Origin of the sequence: Vibrio syngnathi, assembly GCF_002119525.1 — a bacterium.
Taxonomy (GTDB): Bacteria; Pseudomonadota; Gammaproteobacteria; order Enterobacterales; family Vibrionaceae; genus Vibrio; species Vibrio syngnathi.
Genome location: NZ_CP017917.1, coordinates 1,098,659 through 1,124,663, shown reverse-complemented (window position 1 = coordinate 1,124,663; position 26,005 = coordinate 1,098,659). Strand labels below are relative to the sequence as shown.

General features: G+C 43.2%; 22 protein-coding genes. 14 read left to right on the top strand and 8 right to left on the bottom strand.

From position 1 onward, the window contains the following. Positions 1-12 precede the first annotated feature (12 nt). Entirely contained in the window at positions 13-1,956 is a 1,944-nt protein-coding gene (locus tag K08M4_RS19765) for a methyl-accepting chemotaxis protein (RefSeq protein WP_086051148.1), read from the bottom strand. A 259-nt stretch (positions 1,957-2,215) separates the two neighbouring features. Between K08M4_RS19765 and thiE the strand changes: the two genes are divergently transcribed. Next, positions 2,216-2,833: a thiamine phosphate synthase gene (gene thiE, locus K08M4_RS19760; protein WP_086051147.1), complete on the top strand. Its 618-nt coding sequence runs from the start codon at positions 2,216-2,218 to the stop codon at positions 2,831-2,833. A 203-nt stretch (positions 2,834-3,036) separates the two neighbouring features. Here the strand turns inward: thiE and K08M4_RS19755 are convergent, their stop codons facing one another. After that, positions 3,037-3,381: a thiamine-phosphate diphosphorylase gene (locus K08M4_RS19755; protein ID WP_086051146.1), complete on the bottom strand. Its 345-nt coding sequence runs from the start codon at positions 3,379-3,381 to the stop codon at positions 3,037-3,039. Positions 3,382-3,799: 418 nt separating this feature from the next. Further along, complete coding sequence (locus tag K08M4_RS19750) at positions 3,800-4,702, bottom strand: LysR family transcriptional regulator (protein WP_086051145.1); 903 nt, start codon at positions 4,700-4,702, stop codon at positions 3,800-3,802. Positions 4,703-4,840: 138 nt separating this feature from the next. Between K08M4_RS19750 and K08M4_RS19745 the strand changes: the two genes are divergently transcribed. Beyond that, positions 4,841-5,269, top strand: a complete 429-nt coding sequence (locus K08M4_RS19745) for a PACE efflux transporter (RefSeq protein WP_086051144.1) — start codon at positions 4,841-4,843, stop codon at positions 5,267-5,269. 136 nt (positions 5,270-5,405) lie between these two features. Continuing rightward, positions 5,406-6,467, top strand: a complete 1,062-nt coding sequence (locus tag K08M4_RS19740) for a sensor domain-containing diguanylate cyclase (protein WP_086051143.1) — start codon at positions 5,406-5,408, stop codon at positions 6,465-6,467. Here the strand turns inward: K08M4_RS19740 and K08M4_RS19735 are convergent, their stop codons facing one another. Beyond that, a complete protein-coding gene (locus K08M4_RS19735; RefSeq protein WP_086051142.1) occupies positions 6,468-7,475 on the bottom strand; it encodes a helix-turn-helix domain-containing protein in 1,008 nt (335 codons plus the stop codon). Positions 7,476-7,634: 159 nt separating this feature from the next. Here K08M4_RS19735 and K08M4_RS19730 point away from each other — a divergent pair, with 159 nt between their 5' ends. The 4 genes from K08M4_RS19730 to K08M4_RS19715 are packed head-to-tail and all read left to right on the top strand — an operon-like array spanning position 7,635 to position 11,548. Continuing rightward, positions 7,635-8,756 (top strand): HlyD family secretion protein, encoded by a 1,122-nt coding sequence (locus K08M4_RS19730; RefSeq protein WP_086051141.1) that lies wholly within the window; start codon positions 7,635-7,637, stop codon positions 8,754-8,756. Then, positions 8,746-9,765, top strand: coding sequence for a DUF2955 domain-containing protein (locus K08M4_RS19725; protein ID WP_086051140.1), 1,020 nt, complete (start codon positions 8,746-8,748; stop codon positions 9,763-9,765). The genes K08M4_RS19730 and K08M4_RS19725 overlap by 11 nt, the downstream gene beginning before the upstream one ends. Before the next feature lie 22 nt (positions 9,766-9,787). Next, on the top strand, positions 9,788-10,888 hold the full coding sequence (locus K08M4_RS19720; RefSeq protein WP_086051139.1) for an AI-2E family transporter: 1,101 nt from the start codon (positions 9,788-9,790) through the stop codon (positions 10,886-10,888). Further along, positions 10,889-11,548, top strand: a complete 660-nt coding sequence (locus K08M4_RS19715; RefSeq protein ID WP_086051138.1) for a potassium channel family protein — start codon at positions 10,889-10,891, stop codon at positions 11,546-11,548. Between the two features lie 119 nt (positions 11,549-11,667). Here K08M4_RS19715 and K08M4_RS19710 read toward each other — a convergent pair whose 3' ends face one another. Both K08M4_RS19710 and K08M4_RS22185 read right to left on the bottom strand, forming a co-directional pair. Next, positions 11,668-12,207 (bottom strand): DUF3332 family protein, encoded by a 540-nt coding sequence (locus K08M4_RS19710; RefSeq protein ID WP_086051137.1) that lies wholly within the window; start codon positions 12,205-12,207, stop codon positions 11,668-11,670. Positions 12,208-12,431: 224 nt separating this feature from the next. Next, positions 12,432-12,593, bottom strand: a complete 162-nt coding sequence (locus K08M4_RS22185; protein ID WP_198299334.1) for a hypothetical protein — start codon at positions 12,591-12,593, stop codon at positions 12,432-12,434. 266 nt (positions 12,594-12,859) lie between these two features. Here K08M4_RS22185 and K08M4_RS19705 point away from each other — a divergent pair, with 266 nt between their 5' ends. Continuing rightward, positions 12,860-13,453 (top strand): hypothetical protein, encoded by a 594-nt coding sequence (locus K08M4_RS19705; protein WP_086051136.1) that lies wholly within the window; start codon positions 12,860-12,862, stop codon positions 13,451-13,453. 230 nt (positions 13,454-13,683) lie between these two features. Here the strand turns inward: K08M4_RS19705 and K08M4_RS19700 are convergent, their stop codons facing one another. Further along, positions 13,684-13,893, bottom strand: a complete 210-nt coding sequence (locus K08M4_RS19700) for a hypothetical protein (protein WP_086051135.1) — start codon at positions 13,891-13,893, stop codon at positions 13,684-13,686. A 932-nt stretch (positions 13,894-14,825) separates the two neighbouring features. Here K08M4_RS19700 and K08M4_RS19695 point away from each other — a divergent pair. From K08M4_RS19695 to K08M4_RS19670, 6 genes are all read left to right on the top strand, one after another. Further along, entirely contained in the window at positions 14,826-15,758 is a 933-nt protein-coding gene (locus K08M4_RS19695; protein ID WP_086051134.1) for a siderophore ABC transporter substrate-binding protein, read from the top strand. A gap of 99 nt (positions 15,759-15,857) precedes the next feature. After that, positions 15,858-16,811, top strand: coding sequence for an ABC transporter permease (locus K08M4_RS19690; protein ID WP_086051133.1), 954 nt, complete (start codon positions 15,858-15,860; stop codon positions 16,809-16,811). Further along, positions 16,804-17,754 carry an iron chelate uptake ABC transporter family permease subunit gene (locus tag K08M4_RS19685; protein WP_086051132.1) on the top strand — a complete coding sequence of 317 codons (951 nt, stop codon included), beginning with the start codon at positions 16,804-16,806 and terminating at the stop codon, positions 17,752-17,754. Before K08M4_RS19690 ends, K08M4_RS19685 begins: the two co-directional genes overlap by 8 nt. 12 nt (positions 17,755-17,766) lie before the next feature. Beyond that, complete coding sequence (locus tag K08M4_RS19680) at positions 17,767-18,531, top strand: iron ABC transporter ATP-binding protein (RefSeq protein WP_086051131.1); 765 nt, start codon at positions 17,767-17,769, stop codon at positions 18,529-18,531. 319 nt (positions 18,532-18,850) lie between these two features. Further along, positions 18,851-19,876, top strand: a complete 1,026-nt coding sequence (locus K08M4_RS19675) for an HD-GYP domain-containing protein (RefSeq protein ID WP_086051130.1) — start codon at positions 18,851-18,853, stop codon at positions 19,874-19,876. Further along, the gene (locus tag K08M4_RS19670; RefSeq protein WP_086051129.1) at positions 19,869-24,791 is read left to right on the top strand and encodes an ATP-binding protein; all 4,923 of its coding nucleotides are present in this window, start codon (positions 19,869-19,871) and stop codon (positions 24,789-24,791) included. The genes K08M4_RS19675 and K08M4_RS19670 overlap by 8 nt, the downstream gene beginning before the upstream one ends. Before the next feature lie 92 nt (positions 24,792-24,883). On the opposite strand, the gene K08M4_RS19665 is transcribed toward K08M4_RS19670, so the two are convergent. After that, the gene (locus tag K08M4_RS19665; protein ID WP_086051128.1) at positions 24,884-25,774 is read right to left on the bottom strand and encodes a LysR family transcriptional regulator; all 891 of its coding nucleotides are present in this window, start codon (positions 25,772-25,774) and stop codon (positions 24,884-24,886) included. Positions 25,775-26,005: the final 231 nt, after the last annotated feature.

Sequence of the window (26,005 nt, the reverse complement as noted above, 5' to 3'; positions counted from 1 at the left end):
AAAGCTGTTTTGCTAGGTTCTAAATCGATTCACTTGGCTCTCTAAGTGATGAGCAACTTCGGTTAAGTCACTCGCTGCACCAGAAATGCTGCTGACCGATTCTTGGTTACTTTGTGCGATGGTATTCGCACCTTGCGCGTTTTCACCCAACGACTTGGTTAAGCAATCTTGTTCGTCAACGGATACTGCAATTTGGCTGTTGGCCTGATTCAAATCTTGGATGTGTTGGTTAATCACATGCAAGTTCTGAGAAGCTTGCTGTGCCTGAGTTGAAGCATCGGAAACCGTGCTGTGGCTCTCCTTAATCGACTCTAACGCATCTTTAGCGCCACGCTGCAGTGAGGTGATGAGTTCATCAATTTGGCTTGCAGAATCTTGGGTGCGCTTAGCGAGCGTTCTTACTTCGTCGGCTACGACAGCAAATCCGCGACCTTGTTCACCCGCACGAGCGGCTTCAATAGCCGCATTCAGTGCTAACAGGTTAGTTTGCTCAGAAACGCCTTTGATTACTTCAAGAATGGCACCAATGTTCATCGACTCTTTGTGTAGGTCAGTCACTTTCTGACTGCTGACCTGCATGCTTTCATCGGCACTGCCAATTTCGTGCAGTGTTTTGTCTACTTCTTTTAGACCCATCGCTACATTCTCGGTCGCTTGGTTTGCAACTTGAGACGCGTGGTTAGCACTTGCAGCAATTTCTGATGTGCTCGAAGCCAACTGATCGGCGGCTGACGAGATATTGATCATCTCGCTGTTCAACTGGGTCGCGTTAGTTGAGCTGGTGTTAGTCACTTGATTAAGCGACTCCGACATCTCACCAATACGCACACTAGAGCGGTTCACTTGGCCGACAATATCGCGCAGAGATTCAATGGTGATCTCCATGTTGGTCAGCAGTTCGCCAATCTCGTTCTTGCTCTCGATGTTCACTTCAACATTCAGGTTGCCTTGAGAAAGCTCATTGGTGATTTGTTTAACCTGCGCGATGCCTTTAGTAATAGAGCGAGTCACCAACACAGCGCTCGTCATGCCAATCACCAAAGCCACACCCGTTAGCAAGAAGATGATTTGAATTGAGCGTTTTTCACTGGCTTGCAGTACTGGCGTGAGCGCTTGTTTCTGTTGCTCGAGAATACTTTGAGCATCAGCCACAGCGATAGCCAAGCTGTCACCAATCGAGGCAAGCGTCGCGGTTCTTTGCGTGTTCTCGATCATCTGTTGATGAACTTGCTCAAAGCCTTTTGCGTACGCTTCGCGCTGGTTAGAGAAGTCTTCAATAAGCTCGCTTTGGTATGGAGATGATTTGAGAGACTCAATGTCGCCTTCAATACCCGGCAACGCGTATTCAAAGATATCTTTACCCGCTTCATAGGTTTTTAGGTCGTTGTTGTTTGAGTAACTCAGTACAGTGATCTTGGCTGCGAGGAAGTTCTCCATCAACATACCCGCGTATAAGCTCGCGTTTGGATCATTGTTGTTGTACGACTCATACAACAAGCTTTGCGCGGCTTTGAGGGCGTTGGTTTCTCGTTTGACCATCTCGACATTCACCAATTGGTCGATGAGCAGCTGGCTCTGTTTCATTGAGCCATAAGCCGTGTCAAATGCCGCCACGCTGTCTTGCACTAATTGCAGGCTAGCTAGGCTATCGGTTTTGGTAGTGGTTTGAATTAAGTTGTTCAGCAGTTCATCAATCGCGAGTTTGCTTGATTGATAATTCGTTTCATATTGCTCATCCAATGACTTTAAGTAACGTTCAGAGGCTAAGCGCATCTGCAGAAAATGCACTTGAATGTTGCCTGACAGTGTCGCTTTCTGGCTAAGTACACTGTATTGGCTAAAGCCGTTCGACAAGGTTTGGATACCTTTGTAACTCACAAAGCCTGAAATGACGAAAAAGAGCAAGCAGATGGCATAACCTAGCTTGATCTTAAATGCTATAGAAAGGTGGCGCATAACTATCCCTATATTTACCTGATTCCTTCACTGCGAAGTATTCCATAAAACAGTGTTCTGGGCAGGCTTAAGTGAATAGTTTGTGTAATAAGTAACGCTTTCGTTAAAAAATCCGGTTTTTTAGTCTCGTTTCAATGGGTTGCATATTTGTTGGAGCATGCTTAATTGAGCAAATTTATTATTAACTTCCATGCACATGATGCAAATTGTCGGTAAAATAGTAGAAACGCAATTTAGACTCCGATTCAAAAGGCACGATATGAATCTTTACAAGCTCTACTTGGTTACTGATGACCAGCAAGATCTAGAAACGCTTAAGTTCGTGGTTGAACAAGCAATCGCTGGTGGTGTCACTATGGTTCAAGTAAGAGAGAAGCATGGAGATGTCAGAGCTTTTATTGAACGTGCGCAGGCCGTTAAGTCGATTTTGGCTGGCTCTGGTGTCCCGCTGATCATTAACGATCGGGTAGACGTTGCGTTGGCTGTGGATGCTGACGGCTTACATTTAGGACAGTCTGATATGCCTGCTGAGTTAGCCCGTCAGTTGATTGGTCCAGATAAGATTCTTGGTTTGTCGATTGAAACTGAACAACAGCTTCGAGAAGCCGATAGCTTGCCGATCGATTACATTGGCCTCAGTGCGCTTTTTGCCACACCGACTAAGACAAATCTTAAGAAACATTGGGGCTATGATGGAATTAAAATGGCGTTGGAGACAACGAAGCTACCGATTGTCGGTATTGGTGGAATTAACGAATCGAACATCCCGCAGTTGGTTGAGAGCGGTATTCATGGGTTAGCATTGGTATCTGCGATATGTCACGCTGAAGATCCAAAACAAGCGACGCGGGATCTGTTGTCACTAATGGGAAAGTGAAGTCTTTTAGACTAGAAAAAAATGATTTTAACTGTTTGTTTTTTTAGCTAAAACATAAGCACAGAGATGTGCTTATGTTTATCGCTTGAGCTTTTAAGGTTATCGACTGAGCTTCTAAGACAATCTATTAAGAGCGCCATGCTGTTTGTGGAACATGAAGTTTTTATTGATCCTGAAAGCGTCTATTGAATGCACAGTTTGATCTACTGAGCACACAGAGCAATAGTGCCGATGACCATAATAACGATCGCGGCATACCAACCGTATTGTGCGGTCTTATCAGCAACAAACACCTTAATGTAGTTGAGTTCTTCATGCGCCATGGCAATGAAGTCCGTGTAGTTAATCGATAACTCGCGGCTCGCTTCTTTCAAGTCTTGCTGAAGTTTGTTGAAAGCCTCATCGATGAAGCCTTTTGTTTCTGAAACAGACGGAGTAGCTACCAAAGTTAAGCTATTCCAAACTGCCATACGCGATTCATACTCGCTTTCACTGACACAATTAAGTACGCGTAAATCATACTCTCGTTTGTTACGCTCTTTGCCCATTTTCTCAGGGCAAATATTTCTTAAAACGTTCACGACAAATTTTCCAAAAGGTTCATTTAGATATAAAAAAGCACTCGAAGAGGGCTCATAAACTGGGTGCGAATCAATATTCAAAGGTGATCTATTTGAAACCGGCATAAGCGACTGCAAGACAGAGCGTTTATCTGGGAGATTTGAAGTTGGGTCAGTGGTGTTAAAGAGCGATTTGGTTTTGTCGATATCAGTTTGATAAGACAAACCCTTTGGGATCGCATACTAGTTATGTCACTTTGGGATATCAACTAGGGTGTTTTATCCACACGATAAAGAAAATTATCGGCACAAAAAGTGGAAATGAGGTAACGGTGGAGAAAACACCACCGTCATTGATTTAGGATTCAGTTGCTGAAATAGGTTGAACTCAAGAATTGGGGGGAGATTAGTTGGCTTGCCATTGATTGTTCTCTAATGAGTGGCCTTTTAGTTTTTCAAGTAAACTTGTTAACACTGGGCCATTGATATGGCTGCGAGACACTAAGCAACCCACAGGAGTCATCCAACCACCATGCTCGTGTGCCACTGGCAGTGCTACGAGATCGCCTTTCTGAATCCCTTCTATCACCATCATTTCAGGCACATTTGCCCACCCTACGTTCTGTTCAACGAGATCTATGATTGTTTTGTGGTTGTTGGCATACCAAAGCATCGAGCTGATGCCATAGGTGAACCACAATTCGCGCTGCTTCGAACTACGATGCACACATTGGCGGTAGCGCTTTAGGTCTGAGTCTTGAACGATGGGCATTTGGCTCAGCTCGTGAGTGGCGGAGCTAACCGTAAGAAAACGTGCTTGGCCCAGTAAGAAGAAGTCCATATCCACTTTAAGTTCACCATCCGCATAGATGATGCCAATCTGAGCTTTGCCGCGCCTGACTAAGTCTTCCACATCGAAGGTTGAAGTCGTAATAATATCGAAGTGCGTGATTGGGAACTGATCGGCCAGTGAGCTGATTATTTTAATGAAGTTCTTGTCTATGATGCTCTCATCAATGGCAATGATCAGTTCGTGTTCATCTTCTTGTGTCAGCGATTCTACTTTTTGGTCGAAGTACTTTTGTTGGTCGAGAATCGACTTAGCGACAGGCAATAACGCTTTACCTGTGTTGGTCAAAACGGGGATGTTTTTCTCTCGGTTAAACAGCTCTTGGTCGATGGCAATTTCTAGGTTGGCGATCGACTGGCTGACTCCAGACTGAGCGCGTTCCAGTTTGCGAGCGGCTGCAGAGAAAGAGCCACTTTCACACACAGTGACGAAGACTTTTAGTTGCTCAAAACTGTACATGTTATCTCTCGCTCAATACCAAAAGGGGTAATAACTCCTAGGCTATCACTATTCGTGATGGCTGTTAACTTTCTCTTATTATTTCCGATGACATAATCCGAGCTAATCCAACACAGACTAGATTATTCAGAGGAATGTATGAGTACGTTAGAAAGAGTGTTTCACTCAGTATTATTCGAAGTTTTGGCTGTAACACTTTCAATTATTGGTTTAGCGATATTTACCGATCATGATGTGAATGCCTTATCAGGAACCATGATAGTTGTCGCGACAATCGCTATGATTTGGAATTACTGTTTCAACCGCATTTTTGATCGCTACTTCATGGGTGAAAAATCAAAGCGTTCGCTCAAGTTACGTGTTTTTCATGTCGTGCTATTTGAGGCAGGCTTGCTGGTGGCGACGATCCCAGTGATGGCTTACTTACTTGATGTGGGGATTTGGCAGGCATTTTTAATGGATATCGGCGTGACAATTTTTATTACCATTTACGCGTTTGTGTTTAATCTGATTTACGATCATGTGCGAGCATTTTGGGTACGAAAAGCCGATTTGGCGGTTCAATGATAATGAGGTAAGTGAATCACAAAGCCAATGATTTTCTTATTCGGTATGTAATTTGAATTCATATGTGTCGTAAAATGGTAAATATCTTAGTGGAAACTTAGCCATCATAGTCACTCGTACATGACCTGAGAAAACTATGAACAAGTTGAGTTTTGACCGAAAAGTGCCGCTATACGTGGTATCTTCACTTGTCCTTAATATGGCCGTTAGCTTGTGGTTGCTGAGCATTGCTTCTACGGCAGCTATGGTTTTTTCTGTATGTACGTTGTTCTTGATCAGCACTCTTATTACCGGACGCCTTTATCGCCATGAAATGACTCAAAGTAAGAACAGCTTGTCTGAAGCGATCATTGATGGTGTCGCTGGTTTTATCATCCTCGACAGTCAATTGAAGATAATACAAGTTAATCAACAGTTTTCTAGGGTTTCAGGCTATGCCTTTGATCAAGTCGAAGCTCGCCCAATTTCTGACCTTTGCTTTATGAACAACAATAGCTTGATAGCGACTATTGCAACTTCGCTTAAGCAGAACTATCGATGGAAAGGGGAGTTGAGTGGTGTCAGCCGGCTTGGTGAACATTTTACGGTTAATGCTGTCGTGGAGAAGCTAACCGAATTACTGCCGAATAATGAAAAGTACGTCGCCACCTTTACTGATATTAGCCGACGCAAAGTCTTAGAACGTCGACTGAGAATGCTGGTGGAAACAGACTCTCTCACAGGGTGCTGGAACCGTCGTCGTTTTGATAAAGATTTAAACAACTACTCAAACCTAGCCGCCCGTTACGGTTACACACATTCTTGTTTAGCCTTGATCGATCTGGATCATTTCAAGGCTATCAATGATAACTATGGCCATGACCAAGGTGACAGGGCACTTAAAGAGGTGGCTGAATTATTGAGAGCTAACAGCCGAGATACCGACATCGTGGCGCGAGTTGGCGGCGAAGAGTTTGCTATTTTGATGCCAGAGACCGATTTGGCAGAAGCATTTGAAGCCATGCATCGATTAAAAGAAGTGATTACCAAAGGTACAACGTTGAATCTGACGGTAAGTAGTGGCGTGTCTGAAATACACGCCCAAGCTGAAGCAAGCTATCGGAGTGCGGATAGAGCACTTTATCGTGCTAAAGGCAGTGGCCGAAATAGGGTATGTAGCTCTAGTCAAGGTTGCCCAAAACCAATTGTCCTTGGTTAACTATAATCGTGCTTGAGCTGAAACTGAGCGTTGGTAAATCTTTGGAGTAATACCAGAGACTCGCTTAAAGGCTCTAGAAAAATGGGAAATGTTGGTGTAACCCAATTGGCTTGAGATGTAAGTCAACGTATGGCCTTCTTCCATTAGCTCACACGCAACGGAAAACATCAGGTTTTCTTTGATTTTTCGGTAGGTGGTATTTTCGCCTTTGAGTTTACGTTGAAACGTTCTTACCGAAAAGTTAAGCAGCGCAGCCGCTTCTTCAAGTGAGAGGTCTTGTTCTTTCATATAGGGCTTGAGCAACTCGTAGACACTGTCAGTAAAGCTGGTGTGCCATTCAATGATAGCGGGCTTGTTGCTCAAATCTTTGGCAGTGAGTCGAATCGGTAATTGTAAGATCTCATCAGGGATCATAACTGCTGTGGAGCTATGGTCGACAAACAACTGGCAATGATTGGAAAGCAGCGTTTTAACGATGTCTGTGTCATTTCCTTGCAAGCGTACCTTGGTTGGTTGCCAAGGTGACTTAGATAAAATATTTATTAATTCAATGATATAGGTGATCGCGAAAACTTCACCCCATTGGAACATCGATGAGCTATCTTCAGGAGCGGTTCGACAAAACCAACTTTGCCCATGTTCTTGAATAAAGTCGACTCTACTACCGGGAGAGTCATAGGAGAAAATGGTGTTGATGTGTTTTAACGAATCTTCAATCGTTTCAAATTCGGTAAACTGATGCAGGACGTATGGGATGATTCTCCGTCTAAACGCAAGGCCGAGCACATCGGTAAAACGAGAGACGCCCAGTTGTGATGAAGTCAGATAAATCAGCCGTTTGATTGATTCTGATGGCACAAAATCACTTTCTGATTCGATAAGGTCGGGTGGTAAACCTGAATCTTTAAGCAACAAGTGTAAATCAAGACCATAGTCAGAAAAAACCTGAACCAGAATTTTAGCGTAGTTCGTTTGAATTACCGGGACTTGGTAGTGACTAGAGGTCATTGGAATACAATCCTGTATATATTGTTGCACAATTAGACGTGCATATCATTTGCAACGTTTTGTTTACTAAATCTAACCCTATTTACTTGAGTTTTCCATCGCTGGGTTTATTTTTAAAGTATTAATTTTGTTGATGTTAGTTATCTAGAAGGGAGTCCCATGTCAGAAGTCGACGGGAATAAGCAAGAAGCCAATGAAGAAGTTGGCCAGCAAGAAAACGGAAAAGACAAAGTAAGAAAGGTCACAAACTACTTATTGTTGTTTGTTGCATTCATGTTGCTCTTCAGTGTCATTTCAGACCGCATCATCCCTATTACTGATAATGCTCGTGTAAAAGGTTATATCGTACCAATCAAGCCAGAGGTGTCGGGTAAAGTACTCGATATACTGGTTCAACCTAACCAACTGGTTAATCAAGGTGACAAATTAGCTATTTTAGACGAGTCTGATTATCGAATAGCAGTACAACAAGCCGAGCAGAACTTAGAGATTGCAGGGCAGAATGTCGGTGCTCAAACTGCCAGTATTGCGTCTGCTCAAGCGAAACTCACTTCAGCGATTGTTGAAAGACAAAACACTAAACTACAAGCTAAGCGTGTTTTAGAGATGGCCGACAAAGGCGTTGTTTCTAAATCAGATGCCGATAAAGCGCGAGCATCGTTGGCGACTTCTCGAGCGGCGGTTGTCAATGCAGAAGCTGACCTTGACCGAGCTAAGAAACAAATGGGTAAAGAAGGTCAAGAAAACAGCCAAGTGAAAGCGGCGTTGTTGGCACTTGAACAAGCACAGTTGAACCTAGAGCGCACCGTGATTACAGCACCGACACAAGGGGGCGTTTCTAACTTTAGCCTGTCTGAGGGTTTCTACGCGTCAGCAGGTCAACCGATCATGACCTTTGTTTCAACGGAAGATATCTGGATTGAAGCTTATTATCGTGAAAATAGCCTTGGTAACGTAACCGTCGGTGATGAAGTTGAAGTGGCGTTGGATTTCGCTCCAGGACAAATCGTGAAAGGGCGAGTGAGTAGCATCGATTGGGGTGTTGATTGGGGACAAAATGATCAAGCAGGTAAGCTTGCTCAAGCTAGCCAACAAACGGGTTGGTTGCGTCAAACACAGATGCTTCCTATCACTATTGAATTTGAACGAGATGAGATGCAAGGCATGCTTCGAGTGGGCGGCCAAGCGGATGTGATTGTTTATAGCGGCGACAACTTTGTGTTCAACGCGATAGGCAAAGTATGGATTCGTCTGATTAGCGTATTGTCTTATGTCCGATAAGCCGATTCCAGACCAACAAACACAGCAACGGATCCTGCGGTTTACCGTAGGGGTCACATTGGCTGTTTTCTTGGCGGCATGGATAAACTGGCCACTTGCGTTCGTGGCGCCAGTGTTCACTGCTAAGTTCTTAATTGATAAACCAAATCTCCATAAGGAAACGGTATACGAATTGTTATTGGCTGTTGTTGTCACCATGGGGTTAGGTTTATTGCTGTCGCGAGGAATTACCCATTACCCGATCCCACTACTGATTTTAGTGGGGCTAATGATGCTTTGGGGTTACTACTTGTTTGTAGACCCTAAATGGAATCTGTTCGCCACCATACTGTTGATTGTTGTCTTGATGTTGCCATTCATGGCGATTGATAACCCCGGAGTCTCTGTATTGTTGGCATCAGGTTTAGCGACTTCTGGTGTAGTGTCGGTGACTATTTTTGCGCTGGTTCATGTCTTCTTCCCTGAACCTAAGTCGGAGTTCTCTGGCTTTGCGTCGGTACCTTTCAATAAGACAGAGCGCTGGTATGCGGCTTTCCGTGCGATGATTATCTCTTATCCCGTTGTGTGCTTTTTCTTTATTTTTCAGATATCTGAAGCATTGTTAACCATGATGTTTATTGCGTTGTTATCTTTAATGATCACTTCAGAAAAATCAGTCAAATTAAGAGCATTTTTGGTGATCAGTAATGGCATTGGTGGCTTGCTTGCGATAGCTGCTTTTTCAATCCTTTCGATTGTTCCGAATATTATCTTCTACTCTTTATTCATAGGCTTGGTCGCTATTGTGATTGCTAAGAAGATCTACACGGTTCCCGAAAAAGCACCGATTTTCGCCACTGCATTTAGTACCTTGCTAGTACTTGTCGGTAGCACATTGATGATCTCCGGCGATATCGATAGCAACACTTTTATTCGCATATTCCAATTATTGCTAATTGGCACATATATGATTTTGGCCTCTTTATTCCTAGAAACTCGGAATTGGAAGTTTCTACAAAATCAGCATTAATTTTGTTTAACAAGGACGTCTCATGAAGTTAACCGACGATTTTTCAAAACAGGCGATAGACGCTGCCATCAAAATTGCAGCGATTGCTATGCTCGTCTACTGGTGTTTTGCGATTTTACGCCCATTTATTCTATTGGTTATTTGGGGGGCGATCATTGCGACTGCGCTCTATCCAGTCGCTGTCGCAATTTCAAACAAAACGGGGATGTCGAAAGGTAAAGCCAGTGCATTGCTCAGCTTTATTGGTGTGATTCTTCTGTTTATTCCTTTGGCGGCGCTTTCTTCTGGTATCTACACCAGCGCTTCTGATCTGATGACAGGGCTTCAAGATGGCACATTGTCATTGCCTAAACCGAAAGAGTCTTTACAAGATATTCCATTCATTGGTGAGAAGGTATATTCAACTTTGGTAGCTGCCTCCAATAATATTGAAGGCACGTTCATAAAGTATGCTGACGAACTTAAACAGTTTGCGACGAAAGCTGCCTCTGTTCTTGGTTCGTTAGGTGGAGGGTTTATTCAGTTTATTATTTCTACCATCATTGCCGGTGCCTTCATGAGTAACGCCGATAAATGCCAAACCGGGGTCACTCACTTAGTGGCTCGCTTAACCGATGGTAAAGGTGAAGAGTTGGTACAGTTATCTAAATCAACGGTACGTAGTGTCGTGCAGGGTGTGATAGGCGTTGCTGTGATTCAATCCATTATGTCGGCCATTGGTTTAGTGATTGCAGGCGTTCCTGCGGCTGCGTTTTGGGCATTAGCTGTTCTTCTGATTGCCATAATCCAACTGCCACCAATTCTTGCTCTGTTGCCTGCCATTATTTACATGTTCAGTGTTGAATCGACGCTAGCGGCGAGCCTGTTCTTAGTGTGGTGTATTTTGGTCAGTGGCAGTGATGCTATCTTGAAACCTATGCTATTGAGCCGCGGATCTCACATTCCTATGTTGGTTATTCTACTGGGTGCACTGGGCGGAATGGCGATGTCAGGCATTGTCGGCTTGTTTGTCGGTGCTGTGATACTGAGTTTGACTTATGAGTTGATGATGGCCTGGCTTGGACTTGAAGATAAAAACCAAGAAGAAACTGAGAAAAAAACTGCAGAGGCAGAGGGAAAATAGATGAAGCCAGTCTCTAAAGACGACAACTTCTACTTCTTATTCTATGCACTGTTGGTGTTGTTTTTTGGTTGCGCGGTGATGCAGCAGTTTTATCCGCAAGGTCAAAAGACCATTCTGTTTTTGATCATTATTACTTTGGCTGTTTCGATAGTGGGAATACATAAAGAGCGAGCCTTGTATCGCTCTTGGTATGGCCTGCTATTGATAACCGCTACGGTGTCGGGGGTATTCTCGTTTTTGGAGGACTATAACCTTTCGATAGTGACGTTAACGGCATTGGCGGTGTTTCTGTTCTCACATATTTATTCCGCTCTCAAACAGGTAATGAAAGCAAAGACGGTGACGCCCAATCACATTATTGGTTCTATCTGTATTTACTTGTTGCTGGGATTCGCTTGGTCGACTATCTACTTATTGATTTTAGAAATCTTCCCGAGTGCATTTAACGGGTTAGAAGAGCAAATCTGGCTAACCAACTTGTTCAATGCGATGTACTTTAGCTTTATCACCTTGACCACGGTTGGCTATGGCGACATATCACCAGCTCTGCCTATTGCTCAGTTCTTCGTGTTTATGGAATCCATTATCGGCAGCTTTTACTTGGCTATCATGGTGGCGAGTTTGGTGAGCATTCGACTTGCACAGTCTCAGTCCCAATAGATCATTTACAAATGATAGAGCACATACAAAGAAGCCCGACAATTGCCGGGCTTCTTATGTTTTACACTATTCAAAGTCAAATGTAGCTTGGAGATTGAACTCCCTATGAGCTACAAATCTTAAGCTTCAGAGCTTTGAATCTTCTCTAATTCAGCGATAGTCGTTTGCGATACAAGCTGACCATCCATGTAATAGGTAACGTTTTGACCGTTTTTGATGCCCGTTAGAGTCGCGGTTTCACCAGACGTATAGACGATGTCCATTTGAATCGTGTTTTCGTCGATCTTAATCATCTCACCTGTCTCAATCGCACGATTGTTTGAAATCGGTCCTACAGGCGCTTCTTTCAAGCTTGGGTCTAGCTCATCGTTCACTTTGAAGTGCGTGTCTGTTTTTGTATCAAATACGTGTGGTGAACCGCTGATAGGGTTTTTACCTGTCCAGAATTCAAGCGAGTTGAATACCACATAGTCTGCTGCGGTAGTAATACCGTATACAGGCGCCAATAAGAAGTTTACACCTGCACGAGCATAGCGGTTATCGACAACTTCAACGTTAAATTTCATCACTTTCCCTGTTACGGCGTTGCTGCCGATACAACCAGTTAGCGCAGAAGCCAAAACCGTTAGTCCTACAATTTTAAGTGCAATCTTTTTCATTTTAGTACCTGTATAAGTTAGAAGTCTGTTTTGTTGGAACAGGTGTAGTATGGTTTTTATTCGATTATCAGTTTTACCATTTAGCGCCACTGACAATATAAAATGTCCTCGGGTTTTTGGCATAAAGCTAGGTATAAAACTGGGCATAAAAAAAGCGCGACCTAATAGGGCGCGCTTTTGAGTATTTGTATAAGTCGTAATGAAAACAACGACTCCAATACAGATTACTTCATCACATATGAATAGGCCGATACGACAAGCCAGCGGAAAAATCGAAATAAAAGGATAGTGGCTTTAACGGTAAACTTGGCGATTGATACCGTTGCTTCTGCACCAACGCTAACGCACTTATGCAGATCGGATTCTTTGTATTCTGAATAGGTCATATGGTTTCTCATTTCTCGCTGTTGTCTTTCATATGTAAGTAATGACTCCTGTCTGGCGATATACCCTGTGCGACTAATGTACGAATATTCATTGATAGAAACTTACCATTTAATGCCAAGTAGTGTGAAAACTAGCCAAAAGATAACGTGTTGAGAGAAATTAAGTACGCACCTAGATGTAACCTATCAAGTTACCGAAAAAACAAGGTTATATAGTGGTATGATCGCGGGCTCAGCACCATAAGTGATAAAGAATAGGAAACAGAATGACTCACCTTACCGATCAGCAAGAAGCTGCAATGGCGACGTTTAAGGAAAACTTACACCTTCCAAATGGTGGTTTTCATAAACTGATTATCGATCTAAGTAAGGAATATCAGCTGCCTTTTCAAAAGGTGCGCGCCGTTTTAAAGAAAGCTCAAAAAGACGTAGAGCGACAGATACGAGAAGACTTCACCAGTGTTGATGACGCGGTACTGAGTCAAGCCAATTGGGTCAATATCATTAAGTCGAAACTTGTTGAGCTAGCGGAAGAAAACCAAACAGTCATGGATAAGCTTCAACAAAACCTGAAGTATCAAAAAGTGTTGTCGGCAACCAGTGGTTCAATCGCAAGTGAAGACGAGCGTGATGAGTTGATTGAAGAATTGATTCAAGCTTATGAGAAAGAGGTGTTCAAACCGTTACTGGCGATGCTGCATACAACAAAGCTGTATTGGAAGTTAATGCTGGTGGATGAGACATGTAAGATGAATGAGGAGAATCGTGAGAAATTCAGTGATTACCCTCAACACATGCAAGCTGCAGAACACTTATATACTCTTGATCAGAAGTTAAGGTCGATGCCGTTAACTTGTTAGTCCATGAATGCACTGATAATGACGCATTGGTGATTCAGAGTTTGATATAAGTTGGTTTCAATAGAAGCACGATAACCTAGCTAGCGTTAGCCGCGTGTGAAATGCAAAAAGGCTAGGTTTCTGATCTGTTTTACTTCTACTCTATTTTGTTCTGCTAGAGCGAATTGAGGGTGACATCTTTTATATCTGTCGAACTAGACGGTGTTTCTTTCTGAAGCCTATGGGAAATGCTATAGGAGTGTGAAATTTCCTAGGGTGTTTCCGTTGCCTGAAACGATAGTTCCGATGCTTTCTCGTTCATTAAATTCAAAGTCGATGAGATAACTGTGGTGTTGTAGCTTGGGCAATATGTGGCGGTGGAGTATATCGCTATTAAGCTGTCGAATCTCTGTGACCCATGAAATTTCTTCTTTGTGTAAGTCTATTTTAATCTTGAGCATTTATTACCTTTTAGTTTATTGACTGACTTGTCGCGTGATAGTTGGTACCAATGGGTTTGTCGTGTTGTTCTGCGTGACATAACTGTGCCTTGTGTCTATTACATTTATATTTAAGTGATCGATCTATTTTGACTTCGCTAACAAGAGAGCGAATGACGATAGATCGGTAGTGAGGATCGAATTTAAAAGCTATTGAATGACTATCTAGGTGAAAGCTGACGCAGAGATGGTGTAACGAGGAAATCGAGAACTGTCTTTGAGGAACTTGGACTTACTTTAGCATTAACAGCTCTATAGATTAGAGCCAAGTGAAGAACTATACGCCTAGTTTTTGAAATTACAACCCTATTTTTAATTAAATTTTTAAATATTTTTGAATGATTTGCCGTCGCTTGTTGAGAGTTAAATGAGCGAAGGACAGGTAGGTGATTCACCATGATGTCTGACTAATGTTTGGCTTTGCACTGCTTCGTATTCTTTGTCATTAGTAGTTTTAATTTATTAGCTAATTTAGTGATGATTAAGAGTCTGTTATATATAACCTTTACATTGTAAATTTCAATTCGTGACTCTGAGGTTTAGCGTTGTAATTACAGGGTTTTCGGGTAATTTTCCCCTTCAGTTTATTCTTCAGATTGATGATCATTTTCCTCTTCGCGTCCTTTTGCTATTTCTGACTCCTAATATCTCTCCTGACTACGCAAAATATGAATACTCACTTTTACATTTCTGAATAATAAAGTTGTTGTGTCGCCAGTTTAACGCAAATATAATTGATAATAGTTCTCACTTGCGTTACTGGTTTGTTATCAAAGCAATGACAGACTTTAAATTATCGTTATTTAGCCGTTGGTTCGCCCCATGCTCGCCTATGAGTAATGTGACTTTCATTGTCATGAGTGGTGGTTAGTATCAATGGCAAAGGAAGAAACATGAAGAAAACAATCAATTCAGTCCGCCAGTTGTTAAGCGGGCTCGCCATCGTTGTTGCATCATCATTACTGATGACCGCTCAAGCGAAAACCGTGACCATTGAACACGTAAAGGGCACGGCGCAGTTTACTGAAGTACCACAGCGCGTTGTGGTACTTGGCTTTGGTAGCTTGGATGTGCTTGATCAAATTGGTGTACAGCCAGTTGGTGCGCCTCATAGCTTGCTGCCCGATTACCTAGCTTCGTACAAAGAAACGACGGCGAATACTGGCTCTTTGAGTGAACCTGATTTTGAAGCTATCTACATGCTGAAGCCTGACATCATCATTGCCGAAAACCGAATGCTTAAGGTTTACGATCAACTAGCAAAAATCGCTCCGACCATCATGTTCTCTATTGAAGGTGATAAATACTGGGCTGATGCTCAGCAAAACTGGCGCGCGCTAGGCAAGCTCTTTGGTAAGCAAGCTGAAGTAGAAGCGATCATTAAAGAGACTCAAGCTTCTATCACGGCGGTAAACGACAAAGTCGCGTCTGACGAAACTTCAGCAATGATGCTAATGAACAACGGCAACAACATTGCGATGTTCAATAAGGGCAGTCGCTTCTCAATCATCTTTGACGACTTTGGCTTTGTGGAGTCAAAGAGTGCGACAGTGGCCCCAATTAAAGGGAATCACGGTAACCTTATCTCTTTCGAATACATTGCTGACGCAAAACCTGAAGTGCTTTACGTGCTTGACCGTGAAAAAGCGATTGGTAGATCAGAAGGGCGCGCACAACAGCTGTTTGATAACCCACTGGTTGCGGCAACACCTGCAGCGCAGCAAGGCAACATCGTTTTCCTTGATTCAAGTGCTTGGTATCTGGTTGGCGGCGGCGTAACAGCGATTCACAGAATGTTGGGTGACATTGAACGTACTATTCAATAGTAACCAATAATCAGATTTTCGGGCTTATAAGAGTGTTCTTATAAGCCCTTTTTCACTTTTCATACGGGCTATCCGAGACTTATCTTTAGTATTCTTTCTATGTTAAAACCCATTACAGCTGCTGTATTTCTTGTCGTGTTGTGCGTTGCGTCATTAATGATTGGAGTTGCTGACATCAGTTTTAGCGACTTCTTCAATGGCAACCAACACGCCAACTCTATTTATATTGTTAGTCGAATCCCTCGACTGTTCGCGATTGTGCTTGCCGGCGCGGGCTTGAGTGTCGCTGGCTTGATCATGCAACAGATTGTTCAGAACAAGTTTGCCGCGCCTTCGACTATGGGCACCATTGACTGCGCCATGCTTGGGTACATAGTCGGCATTCTGGTTCTGGGTAATGCCGCGCAATGGAGCTACTTAGGTTTCATTTTCGCGTTCGCGGTGTTCGGCACCATGCTATTGGTCCGCTTTCTACAGCACCTCAAGTTCAAGAATGCGGTGTTGGTGCCTTTGATTGGCATCATGTATGGCAACGTGGTTTCGTCTCTAACAACCTTTATTGCCTATAAGTACGATTTAGTACAAACCATGTCAGCATGGACGATGGCGAACTTTGCGAGCGTGTTGCAGGGCAGCTATGAAATTCTTTGCCTCGCAGTGCCTGCTTGTGTGTTGGCTTACTACTTCGCGAGTCAGTTCAGTGCGGCGAGTATTGGCGAGAGCTTTGCGAAAAACATCGGCTTGAATTATCAGAAGATCGTCTTCATTGGTGTTGCTCTTGTCGCGATCTGTGCCTCTTCAGTGGTGATGATTGTCGGTGTTATCCCATTCCTTGGTTTAATTGTCCCGAATATCGTGTCGTTGATGATGGGCGACAACATGAAGAAGATTCTGCCTTGGACGGCTTACTGGGGCGTTATTTTAGTATTGGCTTGTGACTTGTTAGCTCGCGTCATCATTTTCCCTTACGAGATTCCAATCTCGATGGTAATCAGCATCTTTGGTGGCTTGATATTTATCTACCTAATCATGAGAGACAAGTCTAATGCGTGATTCAGTAAAAATTGCGATTCTGGCTATCGCGTCTTTGGGTATGGCGGCGGTATTTGTGGGGCAGGGACTTACGTGGGATAACTATGAGTTCTTCTTGTCTCTGCGACTACCTAAACTGCTGTCAATTGTGTTGGCGGCGGTGGCGATCTCTGCGTCGTCGTTGGTTTTCCAAACCATCACTAATAATCGAATTCTAACCCCATCCATCTTGGGCTTTGACAGTCTGTATATGCTGGTTCAAACGGTGCTTCTGTTTGTGTTTGGCAGTACCAGTTTCTGGGTGATTGATTCAATCGCAAACTTTTCATTGTCTGTGACTGTGATGATCTTGTTCTCGTTTGCGCTGTTCCATTTTTACTTCAAGAGCAAGCGAAACAACGTATTTACGCTGTTATTGATTGGTATTGTGTGCGGCAGCGTATTCTCAAGCTTGGCTAACTTCCTTGCGATGTTGATTGACCCGAACGAGTTTGCCGTGCTGCAAAATGTGATGTTCGCGAGCTTCAATAACGTGAAAGGTGAACTGGTTTACCTCAGCCTTATTCCACTGGGTTTGAGCTTGCTTGGTCTGTGGTTGTTAGCTCCCAAGCTTGATGTACTTTGGCTTGGTGTTGATAACGCGACAAGCTTGGGCGTGAACACCAAGCGATTGACTCAGGTTACCTTGGTGATTGTGTCAGTGATGGTAGCGGTATCGACGGCTTTGGTTGGCCCAGTGCTTTTCTTTGGCTTGATCACTGTCAGTTTAGCTCGTCAGATATTCAGCTCGTATCAGCACCGTACTCTTATTATCGCTAGCAGTTTATTAGCCGTGGTGTTGCTCGTTTCTGGCCAATGGTTCATCGAGAAAGTGATGTCGTTTGAAACCACTGTGAGTGTGATCATTAACTTGGTCGGCGGTTTGTATTTTATGTTCTTGTTGTTACGCACCAGAATTCAGTAAAGGTAGTAAGTAGTGATTAAATTAACAGGTTTAAGTAAGAAGTATGGCAAGTCACTCGTGGTGGATGATGCCAGTGCTATGTTCCCGAAAGGAGAGGTGACTTCTATCATTGGCCCAAATGGGGCGGGTAAAAGTACACTGCTTTCTATGGCGAGTCGCTTAACAGACAGTGACGCAGGTGAAGTAGTCATTGGCGATAAATTACTGGCTGAATGGGATACCAAAGAGCTTGCGAAGCACCTTGCCGTGTTAAGACAATCAAACAACATCAATATGCGATTTACGATTCGTGAGTTGGTTTGTTTTGGGCGTTTCCCACATTCCCAAGGCCGCTTGAAAGACGAAGATCATAAGATCGTCGATACAGCGTTAGAACACCTTGGTATTACCGATATCCAAAACAAATACCTTGATGAATTGAGTGGTGGTCAGCGTCAAATGGCGTTTATCGCGATGGTTGTGGCGCAAGATACGGATTATGTGTTCTTGGATGAGCCACTAAACAACCTAGATATTAAACACTCGGTTGAAATCATGCAGACGCTACGTCGCCTAGCGCATGAGTTTAATAAAGCGGTGGTTATTGTGATTCACGACATCAACTTTGCTTCTTGTTACTCAGATAACATTGTCGCGATGAAGAGGGGCCAAGTGGTTAAGTCGGGCAAGGTCTCTGAAGTGGTTGAAAAGTCAGTGATGGAATCGATCTACGAGATCCCATTTGATATTCGTGAGTTCGATGGTGTTCGAATCTGTATGTATTATTCAGGTCGTTAGGTTGCTGGTTCGCTAGGCGATTTGGTTCTCTAATGACTTACGTGAAAAGAGCTCCCAAGTGAGGAGCTCTTTTTGTTTTTGCCAGTTTGTATCTTGTTAATAAAAGGTCTGGATTCAAAAGTAATCTGTATAATTTCCTTTGTATTATAATGACTTAATCGACGTAATATTGACTGGTCATACTTCAACTGGCGTTGGTTTGATGTCACTCGAAGATCTACTCTTCATTTTCTAAAATCAATTGCTATTTTTTCTGATTAACCTCTAAAAACCGTTCTACACTATGATTATAACTGTTTGATTTTTATATGAGGTGTCAATGAGTCAGAAGCCTATAGTGTTAGTTGTGGATGACACACCAAGCAACTTGGATGTGTTAACGGCAATACTCAAAGACACCTATCAAGTTAAGGTCGCAATTAGCGGTACTATCGGTATCAAAATTGCGAAGATGGTGCCTCAGCCAGACCTCATTCTCCTCGATATCATGATGCCTGACATCGATGGTTACGAGGTGTGTCGACAACTCAAATCCCAGCCAAATACAGCTCATATACCGATCATATTTGTGACCGCAAAAATTGGCCCAGAAGCCGAAGTGAAAGGGCTATCTTTAGGTGCTGTCGATTACCTAACCAAACCGATAACCCCTGCTATTGCACTCCAGCGTGTGAAAACGCATATCGCACTTTATGACCAAAAACGCGCGTTGTTTAGTCAGGTAAAAGAGAAAACTAAAGAGATCAATCTCGGTAAGTTAGAAACACTGAACATATTGGGTAGAGCTGCTGAATTTAAAGACAATGAAACCGGCATGCACGTTAAGCGCATGAGTCACTACTGTGAAGTGCTAGCGAAAGCCTTGGGCATGACAGATGAAGACGCCGAGACGTTGCGAGATGCAGCACCAATGCATGATATTGGCAAGATTGGCATTCCCGATAGTGTGCTGCTAAAGCCCGGTAAGTTGGATGCCGGTGAGTGGAATACCATGCAGAAACACGTCGAATACGGTGTTGAAATTCTTGGTAGGCAGAGCGATTCCAAACTGATGCGTACGGCCATTCAAGTCGCGCAGTATCACCATGAAAAGTGGGATGGCAGTGGTTACCCAAACCAGATAGCCGGCGAAGATATTCCATTGGTCGGACGAATTGCGGCCGTTGCTGACGTATTTGATGCCCTGACAGCAGAGCGTCCTTATAAGAAGGCTTGGAGTGTCGATGAGGCACTGAGCTTGTTTGAAGAACAGAAAGGCAAGCATTTTGATCCGACTATCGTCGATATGTTTTTTCTAAAGTTACCTGAGATTCTAGCAATTAAAGAGAAATTTAGAGATGAGTGATCGTTGGGTTGTACTGATTAATCGTTACGTTAAATCCTTATTTCTGCTCATTGCCTTGGCGAGTTTTGTGACAAGCGTGAACGCAGAAACGGCACCCGACCAAGAAGCAAACCGATGGCAAGATGCTAAACTTGAAGTGACATTCATTGCGCTGTCTAGTCATTATCCTTACTCATTTATTGGTGATGACGGAAAAGTCGACGGGATTATTCGAGATTGGGCTTACGATCTTGAAGAGCGTTTCAACGTAAAAACCAACTTCATCAGCGTAGATTCTCACGCTGAAGCAAAGCAAGCTTTGTTAGACGGAAAAGGCGATGTGTTTCCGTTTCAACAGTTTGACCCCAGTGAGGGAGGTCGCTTCCTTCAAACTGATCCTTATATCTCGTACCAAATTGCCGTCATTCTTCCTACCGATGATCACTTCAACAATAAAATTGAGCAAGAGGCCAAGAGGCGAATTGCCATGGTTCGAGAAAGCATCGACCTAGAGCGATCTGGCGTGCAGCTTAGTTCGATTGAGAGAGTTGAGTTCGATACGGCCATTGATGCTATTCGCGCATTAGAAGACGGGTCGGTTGATGGCTTACTGGCTGAACCTGTGACCACCATGGATCTTGCCCATAAAAGTGGAGTTGAGAATTTAGCGGTAAACCATGTGCTTGAACGCTGGAAAAACATCAAGGCAGCCATGGTCATTCGTTCCAATGACAATGAGTTACTTAACTTATTGAATAAACAAATTGAAACGTTTGATATCAGTAAAAAGAACCGCATTTTGTCTAAATGGTTAGATGGCTCGCCTTATCGCTCTCCCATTAAAGGCGTATTTGGTTTCGGTAACCCGCCTTACATGTATCCAGACAGTACTTCTGTCGGCTTAGAGCATGACATTATGCAAAGGGCTTTGAACGATATGGGGTACCAGTTGGGTGACGTTGTCACTTTACCTCGTAGTGCAGCCCGTCAAGCTATCGATAGCAATAGCTCAATATCATTTGTTTCTGGCGTTCAACTTGATGACTCTTCATTGCACTTTGTCAGTGACAAGGTGATGGATGTTGATTTCGTACCAGTTTCATTAAAGAGACGTAAGCTGGATTTGAAATCGGCAAAAAATTTGTCATTGGGTGCTTTGCTGTTCGATGAAACATCGCCGATTAAAAACTCCGTAGAAGTGTTGGATGGCCAATTGAGCATTGATCGGATAGAAGATCTCGACAGCTTAGAGTCAGCGTTTTCCCAGCTGAGAGCTCAAAATGTTGATCTCCTCATGGTAGAAAGGCGGGTGTTAACCTGGTTTGTCACCAATACTCGTTTTATTGAAATGCGCGAGATTCAGATCCATGAAGATTATAAAGTCAGCTATCCCATCTACGTGGATTTCAGGGGGGCTGAGCTAAGAGACCGCTTCAATGCCGCATTGGCAAACCTGAAAAGGGAAGACGGAGAGTTTGAGCCAATCCTTAGAAGACAAATTAAGAACGACCTGACTCTGGTTCTGAAGAAGGCTGATATTATTGCTCAAATTTCAGCGTATTTTATCGTCAATGATCGCTTTGATGAACTGCCTAAGATTTTTGACATATTCGATGCAGATAATACCTTCATGGTTATTTCTGCACTGGCTGACCATAATAAGCGACCGCTAGAATCTTGGTTCCTAGGAGATGTATCAACGTCATCATTGGACAAGAAAAATACGTCTAAATTGTCATCCGTGACGAAAGGCGCTGGCTATAAAACACAGACGGGCAGTACCAATGCTGGGTTTATGACGTTCTATTTCGATGTGGATTCCGTGGAAGGGAGTTATGTTTATTTTCCTGCCATTGAGCAATTTGAATCATTCGGAGATGGCGCAAAACGTTATATTTCTGATATTTATCAATCAAACAGCTTAGCTGGCGAACTTCTTAATCTCAGCCACAATGAACGTCAGTGGATAAAGTCTCATCCAGTATTAAAAATAGGTATTGACCCTAACTCTTTGCCTTATGAGGCCGTATCGAGCAAAGGGGAATACATCGGTATGATCGATGATTACCTAACGCTGATCGAACAGAAAACAGGTTTACGCTTGGAACATGTTGATGTCGGCAGTTGGAAAGAGACTCGACGACTCGTTGACCATAGGAAAGTGCACCTTGTCTCGGCTGCTGTAGAAAACCGTTCACTTGGTGAAAACGTGAAGGCGGGTAAGAAGTTATTTTCTAGTCGCTTAGCCATTGCTTCAAGGCGGGATGTGAATAGCCTTGTTTTAGAAGAAGCTGCCGGTTGGAAAATCGGTATATTAGAGGCGGGAGCCAACACAGAAGCTATAATAGATAGTTATCCTGATATTAATTGGTCGATGGTGTCTTCGACTAATGACGGATTAGAACGTGTCGACTCAGGTGAGCTTGATGCGATGATTGATACTGTTGATGTCCTAAATTATTTAATCGATTCATTTGGCTACAGAGGGATTGGTATTATTGGCCGATTAGATTTTTTCCTGTCGCCAACATTGCATGTCATCAAGTCTGAACCCTTACTGCTGTCTATTGTGAACAAAGCTATAGGTAGTATCTCGGCTGAAGACCATCAGAAAATCTCCGCAAAGTGGACTGCTCCAAAAGCGATCGAAAAAACGGATTATGAGTTGGTTTATACCATTTCCATTTTTTCATTGGTGATCGTTTTACTTATCGTATTTTGGAATAGGAAACTCACCAAGCAGATCAGCATTGCTAATGATGCGACGAAAGCACTCAAAAAGGCTCAAGAACAGCTTTATAACATGTTGAATAGCTCACCAATTGCCGCTGCAGTTGTGTTTGAGGAGCAAGTTCGTTATGCAAACGATACGGCGAAACATTTGTTTGGAGTTGAGGAGATGGAGTTGTCCTCTATGGATGTGACTTCAATCCATGATTCTTTATCTGCTCGTGATGAATTACATAGAGAGCTTAAACTCAATGGAAAGGTCGTTAACAAAGAGCTAGTGCTGAGAAGGTCTGATGGAACACGGTTTGTCGCTCTAGTCAGTTACTATTTGTTTGAGCTAGATGGTGAGATAGCCACTCTGTTTTGGGCGTTCGATATCTCGGAAATGAAACGTCTTAACGAGCAACTTGAAGAAGAGAAACAGAGAGCCGATCTCGCAAGCCAAGCGAAGTCTGAATTCTTGGCTAACATGAGCCACGAAATTAGAACGCCAATGAATGCGATTATTGGCCTGTCTTATCTCGCTATCGGAGAAATAGCGAACCCGGTTGCGAAAAACTATGTCGAAAAAGTGCATCGTTCAGGGCATTCATTGTTAAGCATCATTAACGACATCCTCGATTTTTCTAAGATAGAAGCAGGGCAGTTGTTTATCGATAGTATTCCATTCAATTCGTTAGCGACCTTCCAAGATGTGATTGACCTTATGGAATCCAAAGCGGCGGAAAAGCAACTCAACTTGTCGATGTCGGTTGACCCCGCGTTAGACACTCCTCTGCGCGGTGATCCCTTAAGGCTGTTCCAAGTAATACTTAACCTTGTTGGTAATGCGATTAAGTTTACGGAAACTGGTAGTGTCTCGCTAACTGTAGCCCTTGTTGAATCAGATGATAACAGCCTGACTATGAAGGTGATGGTGGCCGATACTGGCATAGGAATTTCTGATGAGAATCTACACAAGCTCTTTGAAGCATTTAGCCAAGCAGATAGTACAACTACGCGCCGATTCGGCGGCACGGGGTTAGGACTCAACATTAGCCAGAAATTGGTTCGTGCAATGGGTGGTCAAATTAGTGTTGAGAGTGTTTTAGGGCAAGGCAGCGAGTTTTCGTTTGTTCTAACATTGCCAAGGTCAAGCGTTGAAGAATTGGCAGAGTTTAAAGCCCAAGAGCTGCAACTGGATTACCAGATAGAGTTCAAGGGCCAAAGGGTATTGCTCGTTGAAGATAATGAGTTGAATCAAGACTTAGCTTTGGCATTCTTCACTCGCTCGAAACTGAATGCTGATTTAGCTGAGAATGGTAAAGAGGCGGTAGAGTTAGCTCAAAGTAATGATTACGACATGATCTTTATGGATCTGCAAATGCCGATTATGGATGGTTTCGAAGCTACACGTTTGATTCGTGAGTTTGATAAAGATGTACCAATTATTGCGATGTCGGCCAATGTGTTTGCTGATGCGAAACAGCGAGCGCGAGAGGCTGGAGTCACGGACTTCTTGGATAAGCCAATTATCATCGATAAAGCCACCTCTTTGATTACGAAATACATCGTGCCAGAGGTGTTGGTTGAGGGAAAGGCGGCTCTGTTAGATGAGCAGGCAGAGCAACTTGAATACCTAACAAGTAAACCTAATAGCAATGATGCTATCAGTGTGTTTTCTCAGCAGCGGTTCGACCAACTCACTCTTCATGATTCGGAACTACAAAATAAACTGGTTGAGAAGTTCCATAGCAGTGGACCAAGTATGATGGTTGATGCGTTTGATAATTTGGCACAAGACGATTGGATTACGCTTGAAAGAAACTTGCATACCTTGAAAAGCATGGCTGTGTCGATTGGCGGACTCCAGTTGGCTGATTTAATGGGAGAGTTAGAAGAGAAAGCTCATAAAGGTTTGTGTGATGAGCAAGAGCTCAGAGAAGGTGAGGCGCGGTTAGTTGAGCTCATTGCAGCAACGGACAGCAAGATTGTTAAGCCACAGGTAGAGGCGATGAGTGAAGCGAGTGCGATGGGAGCCGCGGTCGAGGAAGAACAAAGGCTTAAGCTACTTTCACTGTTGGAAGCCTATGACAACGATGCGACCCAATACGTGACTGAATTACTGGCACAGTATCCACATTCAGCAGTTCTTAAAGATGTCCAAAGTGCGTTAGATAATTACGATTTTGAACGAGCCAAAGCGGTTCTGAGCGCTTCTGAGTAGCTGTCTTTTGAACATCACTCCAACATTAAAGCCTTTAGATCTTGCTGCGAAATAACGAGCTAGCTAAAGGTTTTAAGTCTATCTATACCGAACTAATTACTGACGTGTTGTTTGATTAGATCGATAACAGTGTTGTATCTGTGCGGCAGTTTTCGATTTCTTTTCTGAACCAAATACAGTGTTTCTTCAACCTTCACTTTAGGTGTCACAACGTGCAGCTTATCTCTGTCTGGAAAGTTTTCGACAGCCCCTGCGGGTAACACGGTGAACCCGAGCCCTTTGGATACGGGTAATAGAATTTGGTGAAGTTGATTAATGTAGCCAGACTTCGGTATTTCATTGATGTTGATGTTCGCTAAGTCTTTATCTCCGCATAGGTCAAAATACAAAGACAGGTAATGAGCAGAGTCTGGATGGGCTATGAGGCCGATATTGTGCAGCGCTTCAGGGGTAATCTCTAAGTCAGCAAGACTATGATGGACGATTAAGCACAGCGCCTCATTACCAATAACTTGGCTCTGATAATAGCTGTCATTGGGTGAATGTCTGACGATTCCAATATCGGTGGTGCCTTCGATTAGGTCATTCAATATCTTATTGTTTGGAGCTGCTTCTAGGTTAATACTGAGTTCTTGGTGTTGCTGCTGAAGTTCAAGAAGCTTGGGATACAGACGCAAAGAGAGTGAACCAGAGCAAGATAAGTGGCATTGCCCAGCATAAGGGTTATCAAAACTCAGAGACTCAAAAAGATCTTCCTGGTCTTTCTCAAGCTTGAGCGCATAGCGATACATAATCCGACCCTGTTCGGTCAGCTCAAAGCTCTTATTTTCCCGAGAAAGCAGGTCACAATTGCAAGCTTGTTCAAGCTTCTTGATGTGCTGGCTCACCCCTGGTTGGGTCATGTACAACTTCTCAGCCGTTTGGGTGAAATGGCCAACTTCAACCAGAGTCTTAAACGTATTGAGCCAAAGCGGATTGATCATACTCACCTTCAAATGCTAAAGCCTGTAACTAACAAGACTTATAAATAACAGAGCCTCTAAGTAATAAAGCCCATCAATAACAGGAAATTATTATTATCTCAAGTAATGATAATTTCAACTCTAGCGTCTTTAGTAACGCTAATCAAAGTTAATGTGATGGCACTCTTTCTACTAGTTCATTGATCTATTAGTTCATTGGTCGCTTTGTAGAGTTGTTATGAGTAACAAAGT

Excerpts from the sequence above, each read along its gene's own strand:
- K08M4_RS19715 (WP_086051138.1), top strand. The coding sequence starts at position 10,889 with ATGAAGCCAGTCTCTAAAGACGACAACTTCTACTTCTTATTCTATGCA.
- K08M4_RS19720 (WP_086051139.1), top strand. The coding sequence starts at position 9,788 with ATGAAGTTAACCGACGATTTTTCAAAACAGGCGATAGACGCTGCCATC.
- K08M4_RS19745 (WP_086051144.1), top strand. The coding sequence starts at position 4,841 with ATGAGTACGTTAGAAAGAGTGTTTCACTCAGTATTATTCGAAGTTTTG.
- K08M4_RS19710 (WP_086051137.1), bottom strand. The coding sequence starts at position 12,207 with ATGAAAAAGATTGCACTTAAAATTGTAGGACTAACGGTTTTGGCTTCT.
- K08M4_RS19730 (WP_086051141.1), top strand. The coding sequence starts at position 7,635 with ATGTCAGAAGTCGACGGGAATAAGCAAGAAGCCAATGAAGAAGTTGGC.
- K08M4_RS19740 (WP_086051143.1), top strand. The coding sequence starts at position 5,406 with ATGAACAAGTTGAGTTTTGACCGAAAAGTGCCGCTATACGTGGTATCT.
- K08M4_RS19750 (WP_086051145.1), bottom strand. The coding sequence starts at position 4,702 with ATGTACAGTTTTGAGCAACTAAAAGTCTTCGTCACTGTGTGTGAAAGT.
- K08M4_RS19700 (WP_086051135.1), bottom strand. The coding sequence starts at position 13,893 with ATGCTCAAGATTAAAATAGACTTACACAAAGAAGAAATTTCATGGGTC.
- K08M4_RS19705 (WP_086051136.1), top strand. The coding sequence starts at position 12,860 with ATGACTCACCTTACCGATCAGCAAGAAGCTGCAATGGCGACGTTTAAG.
- K08M4_RS19725 (WP_086051140.1), top strand. The coding sequence starts at position 8,746 with ATGTCCGATAAGCCGATTCCAGACCAACAAACACAGCAACGGATCCTG.
- K08M4_RS19690 (WP_086051133.1), top strand. The coding sequence starts at position 15,858 with ATGTTAAAACCCATTACAGCTGCTGTATTTCTTGTCGTGTTGTGCGTT.
- K08M4_RS19765 (WP_086051148.1), bottom strand. The coding sequence starts at position 1,956 with ATGCGCCACCTTTCTATAGCATTTAAGATCAAGCTAGGTTATGCCATC.
- thiE (WP_086051147.1), top strand. The coding sequence starts at position 2,216 with ATGAATCTTTACAAGCTCTACTTGGTTACTGATGACCAGCAAGATCTA.
- K08M4_RS19755 (WP_086051146.1), bottom strand. The coding sequence starts at position 3,381 with ATGGGCAAAGAGCGTAACAAACGAGAGTATGATTTACGCGTACTTAAT.
- K08M4_RS19675 (WP_086051130.1), top strand. The coding sequence starts at position 18,851 with ATGAGTCAGAAGCCTATAGTGTTAGTTGTGGATGACACACCAAGCAAC.
- K08M4_RS22185 (WP_198299334.1), bottom strand. The coding sequence starts at position 12,593 with ATGACCTATTCAGAATACAAAGAATCCGATCTGCATAAGTGCGTTAGC.
- K08M4_RS19670 (WP_086051129.1), top strand. The coding sequence starts at position 19,869 with ATGAGTGATCGTTGGGTTGTACTGATTAATCGTTACGTTAAATCCTTA.
- K08M4_RS19685 (WP_086051132.1), top strand. The coding sequence starts at position 16,804 with ATGCGTGATTCAGTAAAAATTGCGATTCTGGCTATCGCGTCTTTGGGT.
- K08M4_RS19735 (WP_086051142.1), bottom strand. The coding sequence starts at position 7,475 with ATGACCTCTAGTCACTACCAAGTCCCGGTAATTCAAACGAACTACGCT.
- K08M4_RS19665 (WP_086051128.1), bottom strand. The coding sequence starts at position 25,774 with ATGATCAATCCGCTTTGGCTCAATACGTTTAAGACTCTGGTTGAAGTT.
- K08M4_RS19695 (WP_086051134.1), top strand. The coding sequence starts at position 14,826 with ATGAAGAAAACAATCAATTCAGTCCGCCAGTTGTTAAGCGGGCTCGCC.